Origin of the sequence: Caballeronia sp. LZ016 (assembly GCF_031450805.1) — a bacterium.
Classification (GTDB): domain Bacteria; phylum Pseudomonadota; class Gammaproteobacteria; order Burkholderiales; family Burkholderiaceae; genus Caballeronia.
In genome coordinates this window covers 240,210-261,600 of sequence record NZ_JARTVY010000004.1, presented here as the reverse complement: position 1 = coordinate 261,600, position 21,391 = coordinate 240,210, and the positions used below count along the sequence as shown (strand labels likewise).

Below are 21,391 nucleotides of genomic sequence, written 5' to 3'. Positions count from 1 at the left end.
TCATTCGATCAAGCCGCATCTCACGCAGCCGACGCGCGCCGCGCCGGCGATCACGCCGCCTGATGCTCGCGCTGTCACGCGGTATCGGACGCACGCTCGCGACGATGCTCGCGGCCGCGCTCGCGATGACGCTGCTCCCCGCAAGCGCCGACGAAGGCGCGCGCGACCCGTCCATTGCGCTCTTTTACGGCTCGCCCGTGCCGGTCGGGCAGTTGTCGTCGTTCGATGCGGTGGTCGTCGAGCCGGACAGCGGCTTCTCGCCTTCCACGCATGCAGCCTCATCCGCTCAGTCCAGATGGCTCGCTTACGTGAGCGTCGGCGAAGTCACGCCCGCGCGTGCGTACTACAAGGACATGCCGCCCGCGTGGCTGAAGGGCAGCAACGCGGCGTGGGCCTCGCGCATCGTCGATCAGACCGCGCCCGGATGGCCGCAATTCTTCGTCGATCGCGTGATCGCGCCGTTATGGGCGCGCGGTTATCGCGGCTTCTTTCTCGATACGCTCGATTCGTATCAGGCCATTGCCCGCAACGATGAAGAACGCGCGCAACAAGAAGCCGGCGTGGTGGCGGTCATCCGCGCCATCAAGGCGCGCTATCCGGACGCGCGGCTCATCTTCAATCGCGGATTCGAACTGATGCCGCGCGTGCACGACCTGGCGTATGCGGTCGCGTTCGAATCGCTGTATCGCGGATGGGACCAGGCGAACAGGCGCTATGTCGCGGTGCCCGAAGCCGACCGTCAATGGCTGCTCGCTCAGGCGCGCACGCTGCGCGAGCGTTATGCGCTGCCAGTGCTGTCCATCGATTACTGCCCGCCTTCAGATCGCGAGTGCGCGCGTGACGCCATCGACAAGATCAGGCAGCAAGGGCTCATCCCCTACGTAACGGATGGCGCGTTGCAAACCGTTGGCAGCGGAATTCCGAGCCGGCCTGACGCGAGTGCATCGCGCACGATTCTCGTCGTTCAGGACGTGCAGCCCGGCGCGAATCTCAACGTGACGCCGGGCGTGCGTTTCGTGTCCATGCCGCTCAACTGGCTCGGCTACCGCGTCGAATTCGCCGATGTCGCGAAGCCTTTGCCCGAAGGCGACTTGTCGAAGCGATACGCGGGCGTCGTCGTCTGGCTCGATTATCCGGCGCCGGACCCGTCCGCGTTTCGCGACTGGCTGGAAGCGCAAGTCGATCACCGCACGCCTGTCGCGATGCTGACGACCTTCGGCATCGACATGAGCGGCGAGCTTGCGCGCAAGCTCGATCTCGAACCCGTCGCGGGGCGTCCGGGCAAACGATTGCGCGTTGAATCGATGGATGCGTCGATGATGGGCTTCGAAATGCAGCCGCAACCCGATCCGCACGATACGGCGAACGTTCGCGCCGGTGCGCGCAGTCGTTCGCTGTTGCGGCTTGCGTCGGCGGATGCGGGCAACGACTTCGCAATCGATGCCGCCGCGATCACGCCGTGGGGCGGCTATGCGATGCGCCCCTTCGCCGTCTTCGACATGCCGATGGCCAATCAGGCGCGCTGGGTACTGCAGCCGATACGCTTCTTTCGCGCGGCGCTGCGCCTTCCCGACGACATGCCCGCCCCCGACCCGACCACCGAGAACGGGCGGCGCCTGCTGATGACGCATATCGACGGCGACGGTCTCGCCTCGCGCGCGGAGTTCGACGTGAACGGCGGACCGATGAAGGTATCGACCAACGCCCCGCCGCAATACTCCGGCGACGCGCTCTACAACGTCATCCGAAAGTTCGGGCTGCCAACTACCGTTTCCGTCATCGAAGGCGAGATATCGGACGACGGACCCTACAGCAAGGATGCACCGCGCCTGCGCGCGATCGCGCGTGAGCTGTTCGCGCTGCCGAACGTCGAAATGGCGAGCCATACTTATACGCATCCGTTGCAGTGGATGCGCGTGACGGGCCTCGGCAAGTCGAGCGGCGACGACACCGCCGAGGGCGGGGGCCGTGCGAACTACAACGGGCTGTCGATCGACATTCCCGGTTATCGCTATGACACCGACCGTGAAATCGGCGGCTCCATCCGCTATATCGACACGCTCGCGCCCCCGGCCAAGCGCGTGAAAGTGCTGCTATGGAGCGGCGACTGCCAGGTGCCCGCGAGCGTCATCGAGGCTGCGGACAAGGCGGGCGTCTACAACATGAACGGCGGCGACACGCTCATCACGAAGCGTTACCCGAGCTGGACGGCGATTGCGCCGCTCGGTGTGAACAAGGACGGCTATTTTCAGGTGTTCGCGCCGAATCAGAACGAAGAGCCGTACACCGATCTGTGGCATGGACCGTACTACGGCTATCGGCGCGTGCTCGAAACGTTCGACATGACGGAGACGCCGATCCGCTTCAAGCCGGTCGATGTCTATTACCACATGTTCTCGGGCACCAAGTACGCATCGGTGAAGACGTTGTCGGAGGTGTATCGCACGTTGTCGGCGCAGCCGCTCATGCCCGTCTATGCATCCGAGTATGCCCAGAAAGTGCTGGATTTCCAGCGCATGGAAGTCACGCGCGATGGCGACTTCTGGCGCATTCGGGGCAACGGCTCCCTGCGCACCGTGCGGCTGCCCGACGACCGCGTGCCCGATCTCGCGAGCGCAGAAGGCGTGATCGGATTCAAGGCGGGACCGGGCGGCGTCTACGTCAGCCTGAGCGGCGGGGAGGCGCGCTTTCGCATTGTCGACGCGGCGCAAGCGGCGAAGATGCCGTATCTCGCGGAAGCCAATGGCGTCGTCGATCGCTTCACGCGAACTGCGCAAGGCTTCGTTTTCGAACTGACGTCGCATGTCGCGCCGCATTTCGCCATCGGCGGCGAGGCGCGCGCGGGTGCATGCGTCGTCCGGGCGAATGGGCGTGCGCTTCTTCCCGCCATCGCTCAGGGACGGCGCGTGTATTCGCCGCCCGCATCGAAGCGCAACGAATCGGATGCCGTCCATGTCGATGTCGTCTGCGCAAGCTGATCGCCAGCGGCTTTTCTCGCCGTTCGTCGTGGCGGCTTTCGGGCTGCTGGTCACGCTGATGCTCGTGCTCGCGTTCCCGCGCGAGCGCTTGCAGGAGCGTCTGCTGCAGGGCCGCGAGGCGGATACGCTGACCGTCGCCTATCTGGAAGCGTGGCTGCGTATCGAACCGGATAACACCGATGTGCTCAACGAATTGACGCGCGAGTATCTGAAGGCGCAGCGCATCGCGGACGCCCAGCGGATGCTCGCACGGCTCTCCGTCTCGAGCGATCCACATGCGCAGCTGCGGGCGCTGAAGGTGCGGATCGAACTCGCCGAGACAGAGGCGTATGCGCTCGCGCCCGGCGATCCCGCTCGTCGCGCGCGGCTGGCAGAACTGCGTGCATTGCTCGACGAAACGATCGGCAAGCCGTGGGACGCAGCCGAGCTCGAAGCGTTCGCAGCGAAAGCGCGTGCGCTCAACGACGGCGCGCTCGCGGGGCGATACTACGAGCGGCTCGCGCAAATGAAGCCGGACGAGGCATCGCGCTGGCTCACGCAGGGCGCACAACTGAAGCTCGCCGCGGGCGATCACGTGGGCGCGGCGAATGCGTTTTTTGCGGCGCAGACGCATGCCAGGACACGCGACGACGAACGCCGCTTGTTTCTCTCGGGCGTGCAGGCATTGCAAGCGGGCAACCGCCTCGCCGATGCGCTCGTCGCTGCGGATACGCACATCGGATCGCTCGGACGCGATCGGGAAACGCTGCGCTATCTGACGAAGCTCGCGCTCGCGGCGGGGCGGCCCGACATCGCGGATCGATACGCAAAACGCCTGCTGGACATGTCGGCGCGTAAGAACGCCATGCGACTGGCGGCGCTCGAATCGGCCCGCCCCGCGCATGACGCACGGTCGCCACGATTTACGATCTGCGCCCATGCCTGCATGAACGGCGGCGCCGAGCAGACGCGCATCGCCCGTATCGCCGACGAGAAAGCGCCTCCCGATCCCGCCGACTTCGAACTCGGCTTCAGGGTCTTTCTCGCCAACGGCGATCTCGCAGCCGCGCAACGCGTCGCGCAAACGGCGGTCGATCGCGATCCGGCATCCACCCAATGGCGCGAAAGGCTGGCTCAGGTTGCCGAGTGGAATCGCGCGCCGAATGTCGCGCTCGCCAACTATCTCGTGCTTGCCCGCATGCACGGCGACGACAAGTACTGGAAGCAGGTCGAACGCCTCGCCCCCGGCCTCGGCGACAACGACGCGATGCTTGCCGCCGCCATTCACGAGTCCGACCGCGCGCCGGGCGACATGAAGCAGCTCGATCGCGTCGTGAGCGCCTACGAAGCAGAGGCCGACCCGGACGCCGCACTCGACTTTCTGCAAGCGCGTGCAAAGGGTGCGTATCGCCGGCAAGTGCTCGAACGCTACGCGCGTCTCGCCGAACGCAAGGGCGACGACGATCTCGCCATGACCACTTACGGACAGCTAATCAATGAGTTCGGTCCCGATCCGTCGTACGCGCTGAAACTCAGTCTCATGTACTACACGCGCGCTCGTTTCGATCGCTCGCTTGCGGTGCTCGATGCTGCGAAGAACAACGCCAGCCCGCAGAACGGCGACTTCTGGCGCTTCTACGCCATGATGGCCACGCTGCGCCAGCAGGACCGGAAAGCGCGCGAAGGGTACGACAGACTCGTCGAAGGCGGCCAGGCTTCTCCCGACGATCTCACCGCGATGGTTTCGCTGTACGACGACGAGCCGCTCGAAGCGGGACGCATCGCCGAGTTTGCGTATCGCCGCACGGGCCGCGAGCGTTTGCTGGAACTCGCGATCTACGATTATCTGAGAGCCCGCGCGACCGCGCGCATCGGCGCATTGCTGGCATCGCTCGATCCAGCCGCGCGCGAGGAAGCCGAGCGCTCGCCGCGCTTCCTGCTCGCGCGTGCACAGTACCTTCGGCGCGCAGGCGACCCTGACGGCGCACTCGCCGATACCCGCGCGGCGCTGGCTATCGCCCCGGGGGATCAGGAAGCACGCGCCGCGCTGCTCTGGGCATTGAACGAGCGCGGCAGCGATGCCGAACTGCGAGCCGCCCTCGCCCGCTACGCGCGCGCCGCCGAACGCGACAGCGCGCTATGGGCGCCCTACGCGGCCGCCTGTCTGCGCCTCGGCGATGCGCGCGGCGCGCTGCACATGATGCACAAGCAGGCCGCAACGCGCCGCGACGATCCCTTGTGGGCGCTCGGCTACGCGGATGCACTGGAACTGAACGGCCGTATCGACGATGCATGGCGCGTACGCAATGCCGTATGGCGCACGCAGATGGCGTTGCGCGCATCGGGCAAGCAGCCGGCCATGCTCGACGACGAGCAGCGCGAAGACCTGCGCGGTCGCATGGTGGGCCTCACCGACCAGTTCGCAGGCGGCGATGCATCGCGGCGAGTGTTGATCGAATTGCTTCGGGAAGACGACGCATCCATCGGGATAACGAATCAACGCGCCACGGCGGACGATGCCATGCAAATCGCGGCACATCGGGAAGAGAAGAAGCAGCGGCTCTATTCCGCAGTGGCCCGCGAAGCCGCGCTCGGCTGGCTGCAATCGCACGACGCCTATGACGCCGAAAGCCTGTGGCTCTTGCGCCAGTACATCGACAGTGCGACGCGCCCCGTCTATGCGGAAGTGACGATCGCGCTCGCGGAACGCGACCGCACGACATTGAACCGCTTGCTCGATACCGAGGCCGACTGGATACCGCGTCAGAACCGCCTCGATGCGGAAGCCGCGACCGGCCGCTTCGGCGACGTCCAGACCCACGCGTACGAACAGCAGTTCGCGCTGCCCGACGACGAGATCGTCAATCAGATACTGCGCGAGCAACTGCTGCGCAACGCGCAGGCCATCGCGCCGCACTTCAGGGTTGTCGATCAGGGCGGGTTGTCGTACACCGAAACCGGTATCGGCGCGGGCCTTCGACTGTCGCCGACGCAATCGCTTGCGCTCGATTACGCCGAGCGCAATCAGCACGGCGATGACACGCTCGTCAACGTGCCGCGCCACGATCGCCAGTTGTTGCTGACGTGGCGGCATCTCGGCCTCGACGATAGCGAGCGCGTGAGCATGGGCCGCCGCAATGCACTCGATGACTTCACGACGTTTCGCGTCGACGGGACGCTGTTCGAGCAGCAAACGCTTGGCTTCAACTATGCCCTCGGCGTCAATCAGGCGGCGACCGAGACGAGCCAGTTGATCGTCGGCGGGATGAAGGACCTCGTGAGCGTGGGCTTCAACTATCGCCCGGACCCGCATGTTTTCGTGGGCGGCCGCGTGGAATACGACCGCTTTCATGGACAGGACCGGTCGTTTCTCGGCACCGGGACGGTAGTGGACTTCAACGCAGGCTACAAGCTGCGCGCCGATTACCCCGACTACACGATCCGTGCGGTCTTTACGCACGGGCAGTACAGCGCGTCGGGCAATCCCGGCGGACAACTGGCGCGCCTGTTGCCCGCCGGCACGCCGCTGACCGCGAGCCAGTTCATGCCGCAGTCGTTCACGCAGGAAGGCGTGCTGTTCTCTTTCGGCGACGATCTCCCCGAGGGCTACACGCGCGCCTGGCGGCCATTCTTCGCTGCCGGACCGATCCACGATTCCAACCAGGGCTGGACCGCGCAAGTGCGCGTGGGATTCGCGGGCAGCGTGTTCGGCAATGACCAGGCGCTCGTCTACTACGAGCATGCCGGCGCGACGGCCGGACGCACGCAGGCGTTCACCGAGTACGGCGTGCGATATCGCTGGCTCTATTAACGACGCTCGTTTGAACATACATCGGATACCGAATCAATCGGAGAGCACATATGAGAGTGTCACGACGTTTTGAAGCCGCATTGGTGAGCGCATGCGCGTTGCTCGCGCTCAACGCATGCGCGGTGATGGATCACAGCGACACTGCCGCCGCCGCGCTCGACAAGAACGCAAGCTGGACCGTATTGCCGATCGCCAATCGCACGGAAACGCCGCAAGCGGGCTTGCGCGCATCGGCGATTGCGCAGAGCCTGCTGGCATCGCACGGAATGCAGCTCACGCGATACCCCGATACCGGCGACGAAGAAACCCTCTTCGATACCGCGAAGCCCGACGCGAACGCCAGGGCGCTCGCCTGGGCGCGGTCGCAGAACGTGCGCTACGCGTTGACCGGCGCCGTGACGGAGTGGCGCTACAAGGTCGGCGTCGATGGCGAGCCGGCCGTGGGTCTGACCTTCGATGTCGTCGATGTGGCGAGCGGCAAGGTCGTCTGGAGCGCGGCGGGCAGCCGCACCGGATGGAGCCGCGATGCGCTGTCGGGCGTCGCGCAGAAGCTCGAGAAGTCGCTTCTCGGCGCGTTGACGAAGTAGCCGCCATGGGCGTCATGAACGATAGCGGCTCGCGACGCCAGCGCGCCGCGCAAAGCGGACAGTCCGTCGCGGGCGACATGCCGTGGGCGCGTGTCTTCGCGCCATCGGGCATCTCGCGCAGACGGGCCGCGTTCATCGCAATGGAAGTCGTCGTCGCGACCATCGCGCTGCTCGCGCTTTGCTGGTTCGTCGATCCGGCAGACCCGCTCCTCTCCCGCACCGGCTTTGGCTGGGTGTGGCTCGTGCCGGTCGTCTTCGCATTGCGCTACGGCACGCTCGCAGGCACGGCGAGTGCGCTGTTGCTGCTGCTCGCGTGGCATGCGCCTCAGTGGTACACCGGCACGCACGGTCATGCCGCGTTTCCGGGCGGCTTCTTCTTCGGCGGCTTCGTGCTCACGTTGCTGTGCGGACAATTCGGCGATATCTGGATCGGACGTCAGCGGCAAGCGCGCATTGCGAACGACTATCTCGCCGAACGGCTGTCGATTCTCACGAAGAACCAGTTCCTCTTGCGCCTGTCGCATGAACGGCTCGAACAGGACGTGCTCGCGCGGCCCGCGACCTTACGCGACTCTCTTGCGCGCCTTCGTTCGCTCGCGCTCAACGACGAAGACGATGGTCCACTGCAAGGCGCCGCGCGCTTTCTCAGGACCGCGGCACAAGCGTGCCAGTTGGAAGCGGCAAGCCTCTTCGCATGGACTGGAGACACCGTTGCGACGACACCCGTTGCAAGCGTCGGCGAGCCCTTCGAACTCGATGCGAACGATCCGCTCGTCAGCGAGGCGCTCGACAAGCTCGTGCTCACGCATCCCGAATCGAATGCGACCGGCGCCGGCACGCGTTATCGCGCGGTTGCGCCTTTGCTCGATGCAGCCGGGCGGCACGTCGCACTGCTCGTCGTGGAACGCATGCCCTTTCTCGCGATGACCCGCGACAACCTGCAGTTCCTGCTGGTGCTGTGCGGCTATTACGCCGACAGCGTGCGCCATGCCGAGGTGAGCAGGTCCATCCTTCAGGCGTTTCCCCGTTGTCCTTATGATTTCGCGCTTGACTATGCGCGGCTCGTCCATCTGCTGCGTGACACGGGCGTGGAATCATCACTGGTTGCGCTCGTCTTCGATACCACCGAGTTCGGCGCATCGCTGCATGAACATGTGCTGCGCCTGCGACGCTCGCTCGATGCGCAGTGGCCGATCATCACGCCAGCGCGACGCGTCGTCCTCACGCTGATGCCGCTGTCCGGCGAAAGCGCGGTGGCGGGTTATCTTTTGCGAATCGAAGAGAATCTGCGCGCGCAGTTCGGTGCGGACTTCGAATCGGCGCATGTTGCGACGCATGCGATGCGTCTCACCGCCGATTCGCCCGTGGACGCGCTGCATCATTTTCTGAGGCTCTGTCATGTGGAAGACTGAGCGCGTCATCGTTGCACTTGCATGGATGGCGGCGGTGTGTGGCGTCGTCGTTCAGGCATGCGTGTTCGTGCTCGCCGCGCACGGCGGCCCGCCGACGCGCGTGCTGCTCACGTGCCTTTCGATGCAGGCGATCGCGGCCGCACTGATCGCGTTCGCATGCTGGCGTGCGTTGCCGCAGCGGTATCGCTCGAAAGGCGCGTGGTGTTATCTGTGGCTGCTCAACTTCGCGGTGCCGGCGGGCGGCGCGCTGGCCTCCGTCGGCGCAATGGCCGTTGCGCTTGCATTGCCGCGTCGAGCGCAGGCGCGCGACATTGCCTACGTCGAAGAGCCCGAGTTCGCGACGCATCTGATCCCCCACGTGTCTTACGGGCGCGGTGCGCGGCTGAAGGCCGAACTGCAGAACGCCGAAGCGGTCACGTCGCTGCGCATGACCGCCCTGCTCGCAATGCAGTCGATGCCCGCGCATACCATCAGTCCGCTCCTGCGCGGCATGCTGGCCGATCCGCTCGACGATATTCGCCTGCTCGCCTACGGCATGCTCGACAGTCAGGAAAAGCAGCTCACCCAGCGCATCCTCGCGCAACGTCCCAAGCTCGCAATGCAACTTTCGCCCCGGGAGCGTTATGAGGCCAACAAGACACTCGCCGAACTTTATGGCGAACTCATCTACGCGCATCTCGTTCAGGGCGATGTCTATCGCAATGCAGCCGATCAGGCCGACGCCTACGCCGCCGCTGCACTCGATATCGATCCCTCGGACGCCGCGCTGTGGCGCATGCGCGGACGGCTCGCGCTCGACCGCGGCGACCTCGATGCGGCGGACAATCTGCTCGAGCGTGCCATCGAGCAGGGCTTCGCGCGCGATCGCATGTTGCCCTATCTCGCGGAGGCGGCGTATCGGCGCGGCGATTTCGCACGCGTGAAGACGTTGCTTGCGCAGATGAGCCCGTCCGCAATCCTGCCCGTGATGAAGCCCGTGCTCGACTATTGGCGCGGTTCGCTCGCCACGCTCCGCAAAGGCCCGACATGAACACCGTTGCCCCTCCCGATGCAGCATCCATCAAAAGATGGCCTGCGCTCAGTACGGACTTGCCCAAAGCCTCGCGCGCCGATGTGGTGCTGTTGCTCGAAGGAACATTTCCGTACGTGAGCGGCGGCGTATCGAGCTGGGTCAACCAGATGATCCGCGCCTTTCCCGATCTCACGTTCGCGCTGTGCTTCCTCGGCAGCCGCCCGCAGGATTATCCGAAGGCGTCGTATGCGCTGCCGGACAACGTCGTGCACCAGGAGAATCATTTTCTCTACGACTTCGAAGCCGCCCCTGAGGCCGAGAAACGCCGTGGCGATCGCGAAGCCTTCGCGCGATCGGCGGAACTGCACGAAGCGATGCGCAATCCGGCCATGCGCGCCGCCGCCGGCTCGATGCTGCGTGACATGCTCAAGGAGCTCGCGCCCGACGGCCGTCTGTCGGAACGCGAATTCCTCTATTCGCACGAGGCGTGGAAGACGATCACCGAGCAGTATCGCGAGCGATGCACCGACCCTTCCTTCGTCGACTATTTCTGGACCGTACGCGTGATGCACAAGCCCTTGTGGCTGCTCGCACGCATCGCCAATGACCTGCCGGATGCAGGCGTTTATCACACGGTATCGACGGGATATGCGGGCTTTCTCGGCGCACTCGCCCACTTTCGCACCGGACGGCCGCTGCTTGTTTCGGAGCACGGCATCTATACGAAGGAACGCAAGATCGACCTGTTTCAAAGCCAGTGGATACGCGACAACCGCAGCATCTTCGAGCGCGACGTATCGCAGGTCGGCTATTTTCGCGACCTGTGGGTGCGCTTCTTCGAGACGCTCGGACGCGTGTGCTACGACGCGGCGGACGACATCATCGCGCTTTACGAAGGCAACCGTCAGCGGCAGGTCGCCGATGGTGCGCCGGCTCAAAGGACCGCGAGCATACCGAACGGCGTCGACTTGCCGAGGCTCTCCGCGCTGCGCGCGAAGCGTGCACCCGGCGTGCCGAAGACACTGTGCCTGATCGGCCGCGTCGTCCCGATCAAGGACATCAAGACCTTCATTCGCGCGATGCTGACGGTCGTGCGCAAGGAGCCGGACGCCGAGGCATGGATCGCGGGACCCGAAGACGAAGATGCCGAATACGCACGCGAATGCCGCAGCCTTGTCGAAAGTCTCGGACTCGAAGGCAAGGTCAAGTTTCTGGGCTTCCAGAAGATCGACGAGCTGTTGCCGAAATGCGGGGTTCTCGTGCTCAGTTCGATATCCGAAGCATTGCCGCTCGTCGTGCTGGAAGGATTCGCGGCGGGCGTGCCTTCCGTGACGACCGATGTCGGCTCGTGCCGCCAGTTGATCTACGGCTTGCCGGGCGACGATGCCGCGCTCGGAGCGGCAGGCCGCGTCGTGCAGATCGCCGATCCGCGCGCACTCGCCGATGCCGCACTCGATCTGCTCGACGAAGAGAACTGGCGCGCCGCGCAGGCAGCGGGCATCGCGCGCGTCGAACGTTTCTATACGCAGGAGCGAATGGTCGGCGCATATCGCACGCTATACGAGCGGCTGATCGGCCGCGCAAACGACTGACACGGGGATCGTCATGGCGGGAATCGGCTTCGAACTGCGCAAGATGCTCCGGCGCGATACGCTCGTCGGACTCATGCAGGCCTATGCGTATGCGGGCCTCATCAGCGCCGGACCGTGGATACTGTCGATCATCGGCATGCTGCTGATCGGCATTCTGAGCCTGCCGTTCGTGCTGCCTACCGGACTCATCACACAGTTTCAGGTGTCGGTCACGTATTTGATTTCCTTGTCGCTCGTCCTGACGGGGCCGCTGCAACTCGGCTTCACGCGCTTCACGTCCGACCGCCTCTTCGAGAAACGCGGCGACATGGTGCTGCCGAACTACCACGGCGCGGCGCTCGTTGCGACAATCGCCGCGATTCTGTTCGGCGGACTTGCCGTCGTTCTTCTGTTTCCGCAGCAGCCGGCGGCGTACCGAATGCTGATGCTCGCCGGCTTCGTCGTGATGAGCAACATCTGGCTGGCCACGATCTTCCTGTCCGGCATGAAACAGTACACGTCCATCTTGTGGGTATTCTTCATCGGATATTCCTTGACGGCGGGCGCGGCCATCACGCTCAACCTATTCGGATTGACGGGATTGCTCGGCGGATTCGTGTTCGGCCAAACGGTGCTTCTCGCGGGACTGTTGACGCTGATCTATCGCGACTACACGAGCGATCGCTTCATCTCCTTCGAGTTCTTTTCAAAGCGATACCGCTACCCGACGCTGATGGCGACGGGTTTTCTCTACAACCTCGCCATCTGGGCCGACAAGTTCATGTTCTGGTATGCACCGGGCACGGGACAGGATGTGATCGGACCGTTGCGGGCATCGATCATCTACGACATTCCCGTTTTTCTCGCTTATCTCGCGATCATTCCCGGCATGGCGGTGTTCCTGATGCGTATCGAAACCGACTTCGTCGAGTATTACGACGCGTTCTATGGCGCGGTGCGGGAAGGCGCATCGCTGCAGCATATCGAACGCATGCGCAACGCGATGGTCGAGGCATTGCGCAACGGACTCTATGAAATCGTGAAAGTGCAGGCGACCGCCGCGCTTCTCCTCTTCGCGATCAGTACCGCGCTGCTCGGATGGCTGCGCATTTCGGCGCTTTACTCGCCGCTGCTTTATATCGATGTGATCGCCGCCAGCCTGCAGGTGTTGTTCATGGGCGTGATCAACGTGTTCTTCTATCTCGACAAGCGGCGTGTGGTGCTGGCGCTCGTCGGCCTGTTCGTCGTATCGAACGTGGCGCTGACGGGCGTGACGCTCGCGGCCAACCCCGGATGGTATGGCTACGGGTTCGCGGGGTCGCTGCTGCTGGTGCTGCTCGTCAGTCTCGTGTGGCTCGATCGCAAGCTGGACATGCTGGAGTATGAGACGTTCATGATTCAGTAGCCGACGGCGCTGAAGCGCTTCTTCTGAAGATTGCTGCACCGTCTTGCATGACGCGAAAGCCGTAATCACATTGCTCTGTCTGTTCGTTAGCCCACATTCCATTCGTTCGCTATTCTAAAGACCGGATTGCTTGTTCGCGAACGTCGTCCATACTTCTTCTGCCCACTGTGGAGGGCGAGTCCGTTGCGTGGGCCTTGCGGCAGTGCGGCGGAAGCCAGTCGCTAACTCTACCTGGCCTTTCCACGTTCATGAGGTTTCGTATGGACTCCACTTCGATCAAGCGGCGCGCGTTCGTAAAGGGAACGGCGTCGGCGCTCGCGCTCGCATCGCTTCCCAAACTGGCCGGGGCCGTGACGACGCCGGTCGTCAGGCTCGAATGGCAGGCGTTCAAATCGACGACGCACTACGCATCGTTTCTCAACGCCGTTCGAACGATGAAAGGCATGACCGATGCGAGCAAGCCGGCATCGTGGCAATACTGGGTCAACGTCCACCGCAATTATTGCCCGCATAGCGAGCCGTACTTTCTCGCGTGGCATCGCGGCTATATGTATTACATCGAACAGCAGCTCAAGACCACGTCGGGCGATACGGGCCTGACGCTGCCCTACTGGGATTACTACACGTACCCGGTCATTCCATCCGAATTCACCGATACGGCGAGCGGCAATCCGCTGTATGTGTCGCGCGTGAACTCGAACGTTTATCAGGCGCTCGATCTCAGTCCGTTCGCCTCGACCGTGGTCAACATGCAGCGTGGCACCAGGAACGCTTTCGAAACGAAGTTCGAGAATGCACCGCACAATCCGGTGCACGACATCATCGGCGGCTATATGGGGAACATCCTGACCGCGCCGATCGATCCGATCTTCTATCTGCATCATTGCAATATCGACCGCCTGTGGAGCGCGTGGGAACTGCGCTCCACGAGCAAGGTGCCCGCTGCTACGAATAGCTACTGGAGCGGCAGCTTCACGTATGCAAATAGTCTTACCATGGCGAAGTCGAAGACGCGCATGGTGTCGAACCTCGGCTACACGTATGCCAACAACAGCATGCCGGTTGTATTGCCGCCGCAAGCGCAACGTGGAGGGATCGTGCGAGTACAGGCGCAGGTATCGTCGATTCATGGACGGCCGCAAGCCGGCACGTTCACCGCAACGCCGGGCCGCAGCATTTCCGCGACCCGACGCTCCCTGGGCGGCGTCAGGGGCGTGGGGCTCGGCAATGCGTCCTTGAGCGCCGTCATTCCGCTCGCGGCCACGAACGCGACCGCGCTGAAGGACGTGCTCGCATCGTCGCCGGCCACGACGCTCGACGAGTCATCCGAAGCGCCGCAAGCGGCGGGTCCCGGAAAGGCGTCACTGCGCCACGTGAAGCTCGTGCTGGACGGCCTTGCCATAACCGCTGCCGGGCAGAACGGCGGCTTCTTTTACAACGTCTATCTCAACCTTCCCGCAACCGGCGATGTCGATGCCGTGAAAGGCGATCACTTCGTCGGGACGCTGGGCGCATTCGAGATTTCGACGGCCACGCATCACGGCACAAACATGATCGCGTTCGATGTGACCGAGCAACTCGCGCGGCTCGGCGTGGGCAACCCGAACCAGCTCGTGGTGTCGTTCGTGCGCGTGAGCGGTCTCAACGCGCCGAAGGGCAACGTCGTGTCGGTCGATGAATTGCGCGTCGAGCTGAGCGCGGACGGGTCGTGATGACGCGGCGCTCCGAGAGGCCGCGTCGCCGTCAGTGGCGGGCATTCTTCATGCAAACCGACAGCGCGGCTCGCGCGATCGAGCGACCTCCCGCTCAAACATAGTCATCAGGTCCGCCAGTTGCACGAAACGCAGCGTTTGCATCATGCATGCAAAATGCAACTTCATCTATTTTTAGCCAACGTTTCGGCAAAGGAGAACCTGATGAAGGCATTCGCTATCCGCGCGCCCGGCGGGCTGGACAAGCTCGAAATCCGCGACATCCCCGATCCCGGCCAGCCCGGGCCGGGTCAGATCCGCGTCGCTTTGCATGCGACATCGCTCAATTTTCACGATCTGCTCGTCGCGAACGGGACGATTCCGACCGCCGATGGCCGCGTGCCGATGTCCGACGGTGCGGGAGTGGTCGAAGCGGTCGGCGATGGCGTGACCGAGTTCGACGTTGGCGACCGCGTCGTGTCGTGCTTCTTCCCACAATGGACGGACGGCCTGCCGCAAACCGAAGTCGGCAATTTCGCGGGCACGCCAGGCGACGGCATCGACGGCATGGCGGCGATGCACGTCGTTCGCGCAGCCACCGCGTTCACGCACGCGCCACGCGGCTGGACTCACACCGAAGCGGCGACCATCACCACGGCGGGCCTCACCGCGTGGCGCGCGCTCGTGGTCGATGGCGCGCTCAAGGCCGGTGATACGGTGCTCGTGCTCGGCACTGGCGGCGTATCGATAGCGGCGTTGCAGATCGCGAAGACGATGGGCGCGCAAGTCATCGTCACATCATCGTCGGATGAAAAGCTCGCGCGTGCGAAAACGCTCGGGGCCGATCACGCCGTCAACTACCGCACGCATGAGCAATGGGGCGGGCTCGTTCGTGAATTGACCGGCGGACGCGGCGTCGATCATGTGATCGAAGTCGGCGGGCCAGGCACGCTCGCACAGTCGATCGAAGCGGTGCGCGTGGGCGGCCATATCGCCCTGATCGGCGTTCTGACGGGGCGCGAAGGCACCGTGCCGACGTCGTTGTTGATGGCGCGCCAGGCGAAGCTGCAGGGGCTGATCGTCGGAAGCCGGCGCGATCAGCAAAACTACGTGCGCGCGCTCGAATCGAACGACATCCGTCCCGTCATCGATCGAACCTTTTCTTTCGACGCTCTCCCCGACGCGTTCCGGCATCAGGAAAGCGGCGCGCACTTCGGGAAAGTCTGCGTCGAGTGGTAAGGGCTGCCGCTCGGGCCGGGCGGCACGCGCATTGCAGGCATCGTGCATCGACATGAAAAGGAGTCAGGCATGATGAGCAAGCGCACTCGTACCCTGGTAATGATGCTGTCGGTCGCCGGCGCCACGGCCACCATTGCAACGACGTCGTCCTACGCCGCCGAAGCCACCGCACCCGGTCACCAGCAACGCAACGAAGGCGCGGGTGTGCGCGGCGGGCAAAGCGCTCAGAGCGGTCAGGGTGCGAGTCCCCAAGGCGGTCAGGGCGCGGCGACGCAGATGGGCACGCCTCCGGCTCAGTTGAAGCGTGAGGAAGAAGCGCGGCAGCGCGGACATGCCTCGGGCGCAGCGGCGAAATAAAGGAGCATTTGCGTAGAGCCGGCCTTGCGCGAGCTTTCATGAGTCGCAAGGCCGCTTTTCATGCGCATTACATTTCGCTCGCGGCTCTCCTATGATGAGGAAGCGCGCGTCGCAACGGCAATGAACGAACGGCTTCACAGCCGGACCGCGCGCTGTTCAATCCATCGCCGGAGAGCAGCCTTCCATGAGCACGCGTTCGACCGACAGCGACGACGCCAGCGCACGCGATCATCCGCGCTATGCGCAGATGTTTCCGGTGCTATCCGCAGCCGATGTCGAACGCCTGCGCCGCTTCGGCGCCGCCGTGCATTACACGAAAGACTCGTTTCTTTATCGCGCGGGCGGCACTTGCCCCGGCGTGTTCGTGCTGCTGTCGGGCAGGGTCAGAATCGTTGCCCGCGAAGGGTTGCTGCGCGAACGCGTGATTCACACCTACACGATGCCCGGCGAGTTCACCTCCGATGTCGCGCAGCTATCGGGCAAGCCCGCCGTCGTCGACGCTCACGTCCTTGAGGATGTCAAAGCAATTCTTCTGCGTCCGGACGTGCTCAGAGCGGTCATGGTCTCGGAAGCGGATCTCGGCGAGCGCATCATGCGCGCACTGATCCTGCGGCGCGTGCTCGTGTTCGAGCGCGGACACGGCGTCGTGCTCGTCGGCGCATCGGGCAATGCGAGGCTGCGCGCCTTGCAGAACTTCCTGAGCCGCAACGTCTTTCCGAGCGTCACACTGGACGCCGGACACAACGCCGAAGCACTCGCGCTGCTCGAACGTCTGACGCCGCAGCCCGACGACTTCCCGCTCGTCGTGTGCCCGAGCGGCACCGTGCTGCGCAATCCGGATGAAGGACAACTGGCGTCATGTCTCGGCCTCGTGCCCGACTTCGATCCCGCGCACGTCTATGACGCGCTGATCGTCGGCGCGGGACCGGCGGGACTCGCTGCAGCCGTATATGCGGCGTCCGAGGGATTGTCGGTCGCGGGCATCGATTGCCGCGCGCCCGGCGGACAGGCAGGCAGCAGCTCGCGCATCGAAAACTATCTCGGCTTTCCGACCGGCATCACGGGACTCGCACTCGCGGGGCGCGCCTTCGTGCAGGCGCAAAAGTTCGGCGCGCATATCGGCATACCATGCGAAGCCGAAGCGCTGCACTGCGATGCTGGCGCGCTCGCCGTCGAACTCAGCGATGGCCGGCGTATCGCCGCGCGGACCGTGGTGGTCGCGAGCGGTGCGGATTATCGCCGGCCGGAAGTCGATGACCTCGCGCGCTTCGAAGGCAGCGGCGTCTATTACTGGGCGACGCCGATCGAAGCGAGGTTGTGTCGCAAGGAGCCGGTCGCCTTGGTCGGCGGCGGCAATTCGGCAGGACAGGCCGTGGTCTATCTCGCGTCGCATGCCGAGCACGTTCATCTGTTTTTTCGCGGTGCGAGTCTCAAGCACAGCATGTCGCATTATCTGGTCGAGCGGATCGCGGCTTTGCCCAACGTGACGCTGCACGCGCGCACGGCGCTGACTTCGCTGCAAGGCAATGCGCGTCTCGAATGCGTGCGTTATCGCAATCCCGACGGCATCGAATGCGCGCTCGATACGCATCATCTCTTCGTGTTTATCGGCGCTCAGCCGCGAGCGTCCTGGCTCAAGGCATGCGGCGTCGCACTGGACGCCAAGGGCTTCGTGCTGACAGGCGCAGACGTTCCTGGCAACGACGCTCGCGTCATGTCCCTGCAAACGAGCATCCCCGGCGTGTATGCCATCGGCGATGTGCGCGCGGGGTCGATCAAGCGCGTTGCATCGGCGGTCGGCGAAGGCGCGGCGGTCGTCGCGCAAATTCACGCTTATCTCTCGATTCGTTCGGCGGTTAATTCATAGGCATGGCCCGTGCTGTGTCCGGGTCATGAAAATCGTATGCGTTGCCTGGGGTTCCATGCTGTGGAATCTCAAAGGCTTTCCAATTCGTGGCGAATGGCGAGAAGGCGGTCCTTTGATCCCACTGGAATTTGCTCGCCATTCCGACGGCGAAATCGCGAGTCTGGTCGTGCTCCCGTCGGGTCCGGTCTCGCCAACCTACTGGGCGCCGCTCGCTCTCGAATCGCTCGATGCCGCGCGCGAAGCCTTGCGTAAGCGCGAAGACGTGCGCATCAACGAGGCCCAGTGGATCGGCAGCATTCCGCAGCCGGCGGGCATCGACTATCCGCAATCGCACGCGTTTGCTGCATGGCTTGCGCGTAATGGCGCGGATGCCGTGGTCTGGACCGCGCTGCCTCCGAAATCCCACGATTGCAACGGCCGCATGCCAAGCGTCGATGAGGCGATCACGTACTTCAATTCATTGAATGAGGATGACCGCAGCCGCGCGGAAACGTATATTCGTCAGACGCCGCCGGTTGTTCGTACGCCCTTTCGCGAGCGCTTCGAGAGTGTGTTCGGATGGACGCCGAGTAATCCGCGCGATTCGCTTTAGCGTGAATTTCCGCTCGCCTCCGGTGCGGCGCACGTATCGACTCCTTCCAGCCCGCGCGCGCGTTTGACCGCTTCCAGACGCGCCTGCGCCGCCTGCAGGTTGCGCGGATAGTAGAAGTCCTCTTGCCACGGCTGATAACCCACGCTCTCCAGTTCGCGCAGTTCGCATAACTGGTGCGCGCGCGTCGCCGACGCTTGCGACGACGATCCAGCGGTCGACTGGCAAGCGCCTAAATGCAGCGCCACCAAGAGTACGAGCGCGACCTTGCCGCGCGGCATGTTGCGATGAACCCGATCAGGCATTGCGAATGCTCCTTCTTTGTCGGCTTGATGTCCGGCAAACCGTCCTTAACGTACACCGCTTCGGTTAGCAACTCAGGCTATAAATTAAAGTTGTAGGTGAGGTAACGATCATGGTCATTAACTGCGCCCATTGCGGCAAACTTTATTTCGTGGATAGCGAGGACAGGGAGCTTAAGGCGTGCCCGGTATGCGGCGCGGAAGACGCCGAGCAATTGGCGACGACCATCGTCTTTGCGCAGGCAAAGAGCGATACGCCGCCACTTGTCGCTCAAAGACAGGACGTTCATCGAACGCATTCGAGGTCCTAGAGCGCCGCTGTCGCTGAAGCGATGCATCCTACGAAATTCCAGCCCGTTTCGAACATTGAATCTGTCACTACGCATGTTCTGGCGAACAATGCGCGCGCTCGTGCCATGCGACGGTCTTTAGGAAGGAGCCACGCTCTCGTGCTGGCGCGTCGGCTTGTCGCTCACGGCGGGCTGATTGCGAGAAAGACGCTGGGCGGCTGACGTGACATGGCGCTCGTCGAGCAGCGCATCCAGCGTGCGTAAGGAATTGAGGCCGATGTTCTGGCTTTATTTCAGCAATGCGTTGCCGTTGGCAATGCTTTCTCGCGAGAACGTCATGCCGACGTTCCCGCGAGCTAATGCGTCAGGACTGCACGAACGCAAGTAAATCCGCATTAAGGACATCGGCATTAATCGTCAACATGCCGTGCGAGAACCCCGGATAGGTTTTAAGCGTTCCATTCTTAAGCAGCTTGATGGACTTCAGCGCCGCATCGGCGATCGGCACGATCTGATCGTCTTCGCCGTGCAGGACGAGCGTCGGCACGCTTATCGATTGAAGATCTTCGGTCTGGTCCGTTTCCGAGAAGGCCTTGATGCCGTCGTAATGCGCCTTCGCGCTGCCCATCATGCCCTGTCGCCACCAGTTCTGGATAACGCCCTGATGCACGGTTGCGCCGGAACGATTGAAGCCATAGAACGGCCCGGCCGGAACATCGACGAAGAATTGAGCGCGATTGTCGGCAAGCGCCTTGCGGAAACCGTCGAACACTTCGATGGGCAGCCCTTCCGGGTTCGCCTCGGTCTTGAGCATTAGCGGAGGCACGGCGCTGACGAGCACTGCCTTGGCGACGCGGCCGGCCGGCTCGCCGTGTCTTGCCACATAGCGCGCTACCTCGCCGCCGCCCGTCGAATGGCCGATGTGCACCGCGTTGCGCAGATCGAGCGCTTCAGCGACAGCAAAGGCATCGGCTGCGTAGTGATCCATGTCGTGACCGTCGGAGACTTGCGACGAACGTCCGTGGCCGCGCCGGTCATGCGCGATCACGCGATACCCTTTTTGCACGAAGAAGAGCATCTGTGCGTCCCAATCGTCGGCGGATAGCGGCCAGCCATGATGGAACACGATCGGTTGCGCGTCCTTGGGACCCCAGTCCTTATAGAAGATTTCGACGTTGTCTTGCGTTGTAACGTACGGCATGGTCATTTCTCCTTTTTCGACGTTATGAAGCAATAGCGGACATCATCATCCGGCGTGATTGTTACAAACGCCACCGTGGCGGCGAACGACATCAACGGGAAACTGCGGGAAGCGACGAGAAGGATACGGGCGTCATAAATCCGGCGGAAGAGCGCCAGATGGAACGTATTGTTGCGCACGGAATGCTAACTGAGTTTCCGGCTGTTGTGCGAGAGCGTGGCCGCTATTCGTTTGTGATCGCCTGATGCGCCCTCTAAGCCTAAGCGCACGGGTGTGGGTTGGATGCGTGGCTCTAGCCGGGCGCGCTACTCGTTCAATCTTTGGGATTTATTTTCAGGCTTGAGTCGAACGGCGCGAGCCAGTGCGTCCATGCCGTTCGACAAAACTCGCTTATGAGAACGCCGGCTTATCGATTCACGGAGCTTTGCAGATGAAACCTGTCGGGTTTAGTCACCGCTGCCGCTCTCGTCGACGAGATGCGCAATCTCATCGACTTCGATGCTCCGTCCGAACCGACTCTTCATGCCATGTCCCCATGCATGCACGTGCGCGCCTGGCTCGAGATAGTCGGACAATGCATCCGCTGCATGCGGCGGCATCCGCAACGACGTGCCGTCGTCGAGCAAGGCGCCACGCAGTTCACCTTTGGGGCCGTACAACCGAAGCAGCACTTCGCCGGTAGCTTCCATCGGCCGCAATTCGACTGCGGCCTTGCGATGCCTGGCGTCGTGGTCCGGGCCTTCGTCGATGATTGCGCGCCCATCCTTCGTGGTGACCGCGACGGCCGCGATCATATCGACGCCGCGGGGCTTCAACCCGCGCACTCGGACGGTATCGCCCGTCGCGACATACCGCGCAATCTGCTTCGACAGATGAGGGGGAAAGTGGACTTGCCTCGACTGACCAAGGACGAACCCATCGAGTTCGCCATGAGGGTTCAGCAGAAATCGCGTAACCGTTCCACGCGTTTCCGGAAGGCTGTCGGGATCGATCCAGTGCATTCGAGATTTCTCCATCGCTAAAGTAAAAGGCGGGCCGGGCGCACCCGGCGTTTTGAATGCGGCACGCGATCCCGATAGCAAACACCTCGCCTTACGGAT

Annotated in this window: 18 protein-coding genes; 12 read left to right on the top strand and 6 right to left on the bottom strand. The window is 63.4% G+C overall.

Going from position 1 to position 21,391, the window contains the following annotated elements:
- Window positions 1-62: 62 nt before the first annotated feature.
- The 12 genes from P9220_RS21695 to P9220_RS21640 all read left to right on the top strand — a co-directional run bounded on the left by P9220_RS21695 (window position 63) and on the right by P9220_RS21640 (window position 18,501).
- Window positions 63-2,978: a bifunctional glycoside hydrolase 114/ polysaccharide deacetylase family protein gene (locus tag P9220_RS21695; protein WP_309767587.1), complete on the top strand. Its 2,916-nt coding sequence runs from the start codon at window positions 63-65 to the stop codon at window positions 2,976-2,978.
- Window positions 2,953-6,768, top strand: coding sequence for a tetratricopeptide repeat protein (locus P9220_RS21690; protein WP_309767586.1), 3,816 nt, complete (start codon window positions 2,953-2,955; stop codon window positions 6,766-6,768). Before P9220_RS21695 ends, P9220_RS21690 begins: the two co-directional genes overlap by 26 nt.
- A gap of 50 nt (window positions 6,769-6,818) precedes the next feature.
- Window positions 6,819-7,355, top strand: a complete 537-nt coding sequence (locus tag P9220_RS21685) for a penicillin-binding protein activator LpoB (RefSeq protein WP_309767584.1) — start codon at window positions 6,819-6,821, stop codon at window positions 7,353-7,355.
- Window positions 7,356-7,360: 5 nt separating this feature from the next.
- The gene (locus P9220_RS21680; RefSeq protein WP_309767583.1) at window positions 7,361-8,767 is read left to right on the top strand and encodes a PelD GGDEF domain-containing protein; all 1,407 of its coding nucleotides are present in this window, start codon (window positions 7,361-7,363) and stop codon (window positions 8,765-8,767) included.
- Window positions 8,754-9,797, top strand: a complete 1,044-nt coding sequence (locus P9220_RS21675) for a sugar ABC transporter permease (RefSeq protein WP_309767581.1) — start codon at window positions 8,754-8,756, stop codon at window positions 9,795-9,797. The genes P9220_RS21680 and P9220_RS21675 overlap by 14 nt, the downstream gene beginning before the upstream one ends.
- Window positions 9,794-11,371, top strand: a complete 1,578-nt coding sequence (gene pelF, locus P9220_RS21670; RefSeq protein WP_309767578.1) for a GT4 family glycosyltransferase PelF — start codon at window positions 9,794-9,796, stop codon at window positions 11,369-11,371. The genes P9220_RS21675 and pelF overlap by 4 nt, the downstream gene beginning before the upstream one ends.
- A 13-nt stretch (window positions 11,372-11,384) precedes the next feature.
- Window positions 11,385-12,755, top strand: a complete 1,371-nt coding sequence (pelG, locus tag P9220_RS21665) for an exopolysaccharide Pel transporter PelG (RefSeq protein WP_309767577.1) — start codon at window positions 11,385-11,387, stop codon at window positions 12,753-12,755.
- A 260-nt stretch (window positions 12,756-13,015) separates the two neighbouring features.
- Window positions 13,016-14,467: a tyrosinase family protein gene (locus tag P9220_RS21660; protein WP_309767575.1), complete on the top strand. Its 1,452-nt coding sequence runs from the start codon at window positions 13,016-13,018 to the stop codon at window positions 14,465-14,467.
- 204 nt (window positions 14,468-14,671) lie between these two features.
- Window positions 14,672-15,685, top strand: coding sequence for an NAD(P)-dependent alcohol dehydrogenase (locus tag P9220_RS21655; protein WP_309767573.1), 1,014 nt, complete (start codon window positions 14,672-14,674; stop codon window positions 15,683-15,685).
- Window positions 15,686-15,754: 69 nt separating this feature from the next.
- The gene (locus tag P9220_RS21650; RefSeq protein WP_309767571.1) at window positions 15,755-16,042 is read left to right on the top strand and encodes a hypothetical protein; all 288 of its coding nucleotides are present in this window, start codon (window positions 15,755-15,757) and stop codon (window positions 16,040-16,042) included.
- Between the two features lie 184 nt (window positions 16,043-16,226).
- Complete coding sequence (locus P9220_RS21645; RefSeq protein ID WP_309767570.1) at window positions 16,227-17,909, top strand: FAD-dependent oxidoreductase; 1,683 nt, start codon at window positions 16,227-16,229, stop codon at window positions 17,907-17,909.
- A 112-nt stretch (window positions 17,910-18,021) separates the two neighbouring features.
- Window positions 18,022-18,501, top strand: a complete 480-nt coding sequence (locus P9220_RS21640; protein WP_309767569.1) for a hypothetical protein — start codon at window positions 18,022-18,024, stop codon at window positions 18,499-18,501.
- On the opposite strand, the gene P9220_RS21635 is transcribed toward P9220_RS21640, so the two are convergent.
- The 6 genes from P9220_RS21635 to P9220_RS21610 form a co-directional block, all read right to left on the bottom strand.
- A complete protein-coding gene (locus P9220_RS21635) occupies window positions 18,498-18,803 on the bottom strand; it encodes a DUF4148 domain-containing protein (protein ID WP_309767568.1) in 306 nt (101 codons plus the stop codon). The two genes, P9220_RS21640 and P9220_RS21635, sit on opposite strands and share 4 nt — an antisense overlap.
- Before the next feature lie 77 nt (window positions 18,804-18,880).
- Entirely contained in the window at window positions 18,881-19,099 is a 219-nt protein-coding gene (locus tag P9220_RS21630) for a hypothetical protein (RefSeq protein ID WP_309767566.1), read from the bottom strand.
- A gap of 129 nt (window positions 19,100-19,228) precedes the next feature.
- Complete coding sequence (locus P9220_RS21625) at window positions 19,229-19,369, bottom strand: LysR family transcriptional regulator (RefSeq protein WP_309768229.1); 141 nt, start codon at window positions 19,367-19,369, stop codon at window positions 19,229-19,231.
- An 85-nt stretch (window positions 19,370-19,454) separates the two neighbouring features.
- On the bottom strand, window positions 19,455-20,291 hold the full coding sequence (locus P9220_RS21620) for an alpha/beta hydrolase (protein ID WP_309767565.1): 837 nt from the start codon (window positions 20,289-20,291) through the stop codon (window positions 19,455-19,457).
- Window positions 20,292-20,293: 2 nt separating this feature from the next.
- Window positions 20,294-20,470, bottom strand: a complete 177-nt coding sequence (locus P9220_RS21615) for a hypothetical protein (protein WP_309767563.1) — start codon at window positions 20,468-20,470, stop codon at window positions 20,294-20,296.
- 267 nt (window positions 20,471-20,737) lie between these two features.
- Window positions 20,738-21,292 (bottom strand): hypothetical protein, encoded by a 555-nt coding sequence (locus P9220_RS21610; RefSeq protein ID WP_309767561.1) that lies wholly within the window; start codon window positions 21,290-21,292, stop codon window positions 20,738-20,740.
- Window positions 21,293-21,391 lie beyond the last annotated feature (99 nt).

Bases quoted from the DNA above. Each gene is read 5' to 3' on its own strand.
- P9220_RS21695 (WP_309767587.1), top strand. From the start codon at position 63: ATGCTCGCGCTGTCACGCGGTATCGGACGCACGCTCGCGACGATGCTC.
- P9220_RS21690 (WP_309767586.1), top strand. From the start codon at position 2,953: ATGTCGATGTCGTCTGCGCAAGCTGATCGCCAGCGGCTTTTCTCGCCG.
- P9220_RS21685 (WP_309767584.1), top strand. From the start codon at position 6,819: ATGAGAGTGTCACGACGTTTTGAAGCCGCATTGGTGAGCGCATGCGCG.
- P9220_RS21680 (WP_309767583.1), top strand. From the start codon at position 7,361: ATGGGCGTCATGAACGATAGCGGCTCGCGACGCCAGCGCGCCGCGCAA.
- P9220_RS21675 (WP_309767581.1), top strand. From the start codon at position 8,754: ATGTGGAAGACTGAGCGCGTCATCGTTGCACTTGCATGGATGGCGGCG.
- pelF (WP_309767578.1), top strand. From the start codon at position 9,794: ATGAACACCGTTGCCCCTCCCGATGCAGCATCCATCAAAAGATGGCCT.
- pelG (WP_309767577.1), top strand. From the start codon at position 11,385: ATGGCGGGAATCGGCTTCGAACTGCGCAAGATGCTCCGGCGCGATACG.
- P9220_RS21660 (WP_309767575.1), top strand. From the start codon at position 13,016: ATGGACTCCACTTCGATCAAGCGGCGCGCGTTCGTAAAGGGAACGGCG.
- P9220_RS21655 (WP_309767573.1), top strand. From the start codon at position 14,672: ATGAAGGCATTCGCTATCCGCGCGCCCGGCGGGCTGGACAAGCTCGAA.
- P9220_RS21650 (WP_309767571.1), top strand. From the start codon at position 15,755: ATGATGAGCAAGCGCACTCGTACCCTGGTAATGATGCTGTCGGTCGCC.
- P9220_RS21645 (WP_309767570.1), top strand. From the start codon at position 16,227: ATGAGCACGCGTTCGACCGACAGCGACGACGCCAGCGCACGCGATCAT.
- P9220_RS21635 (WP_309767568.1), bottom strand. From the start codon at position 18,803: ATGCCTGATCGGGTTCATCGCAACATGCCGCGCGGCAAGGTCGCGCTC.
- P9220_RS21630 (WP_309767566.1), bottom strand. From the start codon at position 19,099: ATGCGTTCGATGAACGTCCTGTCTTTGAGCGACAAGTGGCGGCGTATC.
- P9220_RS21620 (WP_309767565.1), bottom strand. From the start codon at position 20,291: ATGCCGTACGTTACAACGCAAGACAACGTCGAAATCTTCTATAAGGAC.
- P9220_RS21610 (WP_309767561.1), bottom strand. From the start codon at position 21,292: ATGCACTGGATCGATCCCGACAGCCTTCCGGAAACGCGTGGAACGGTT.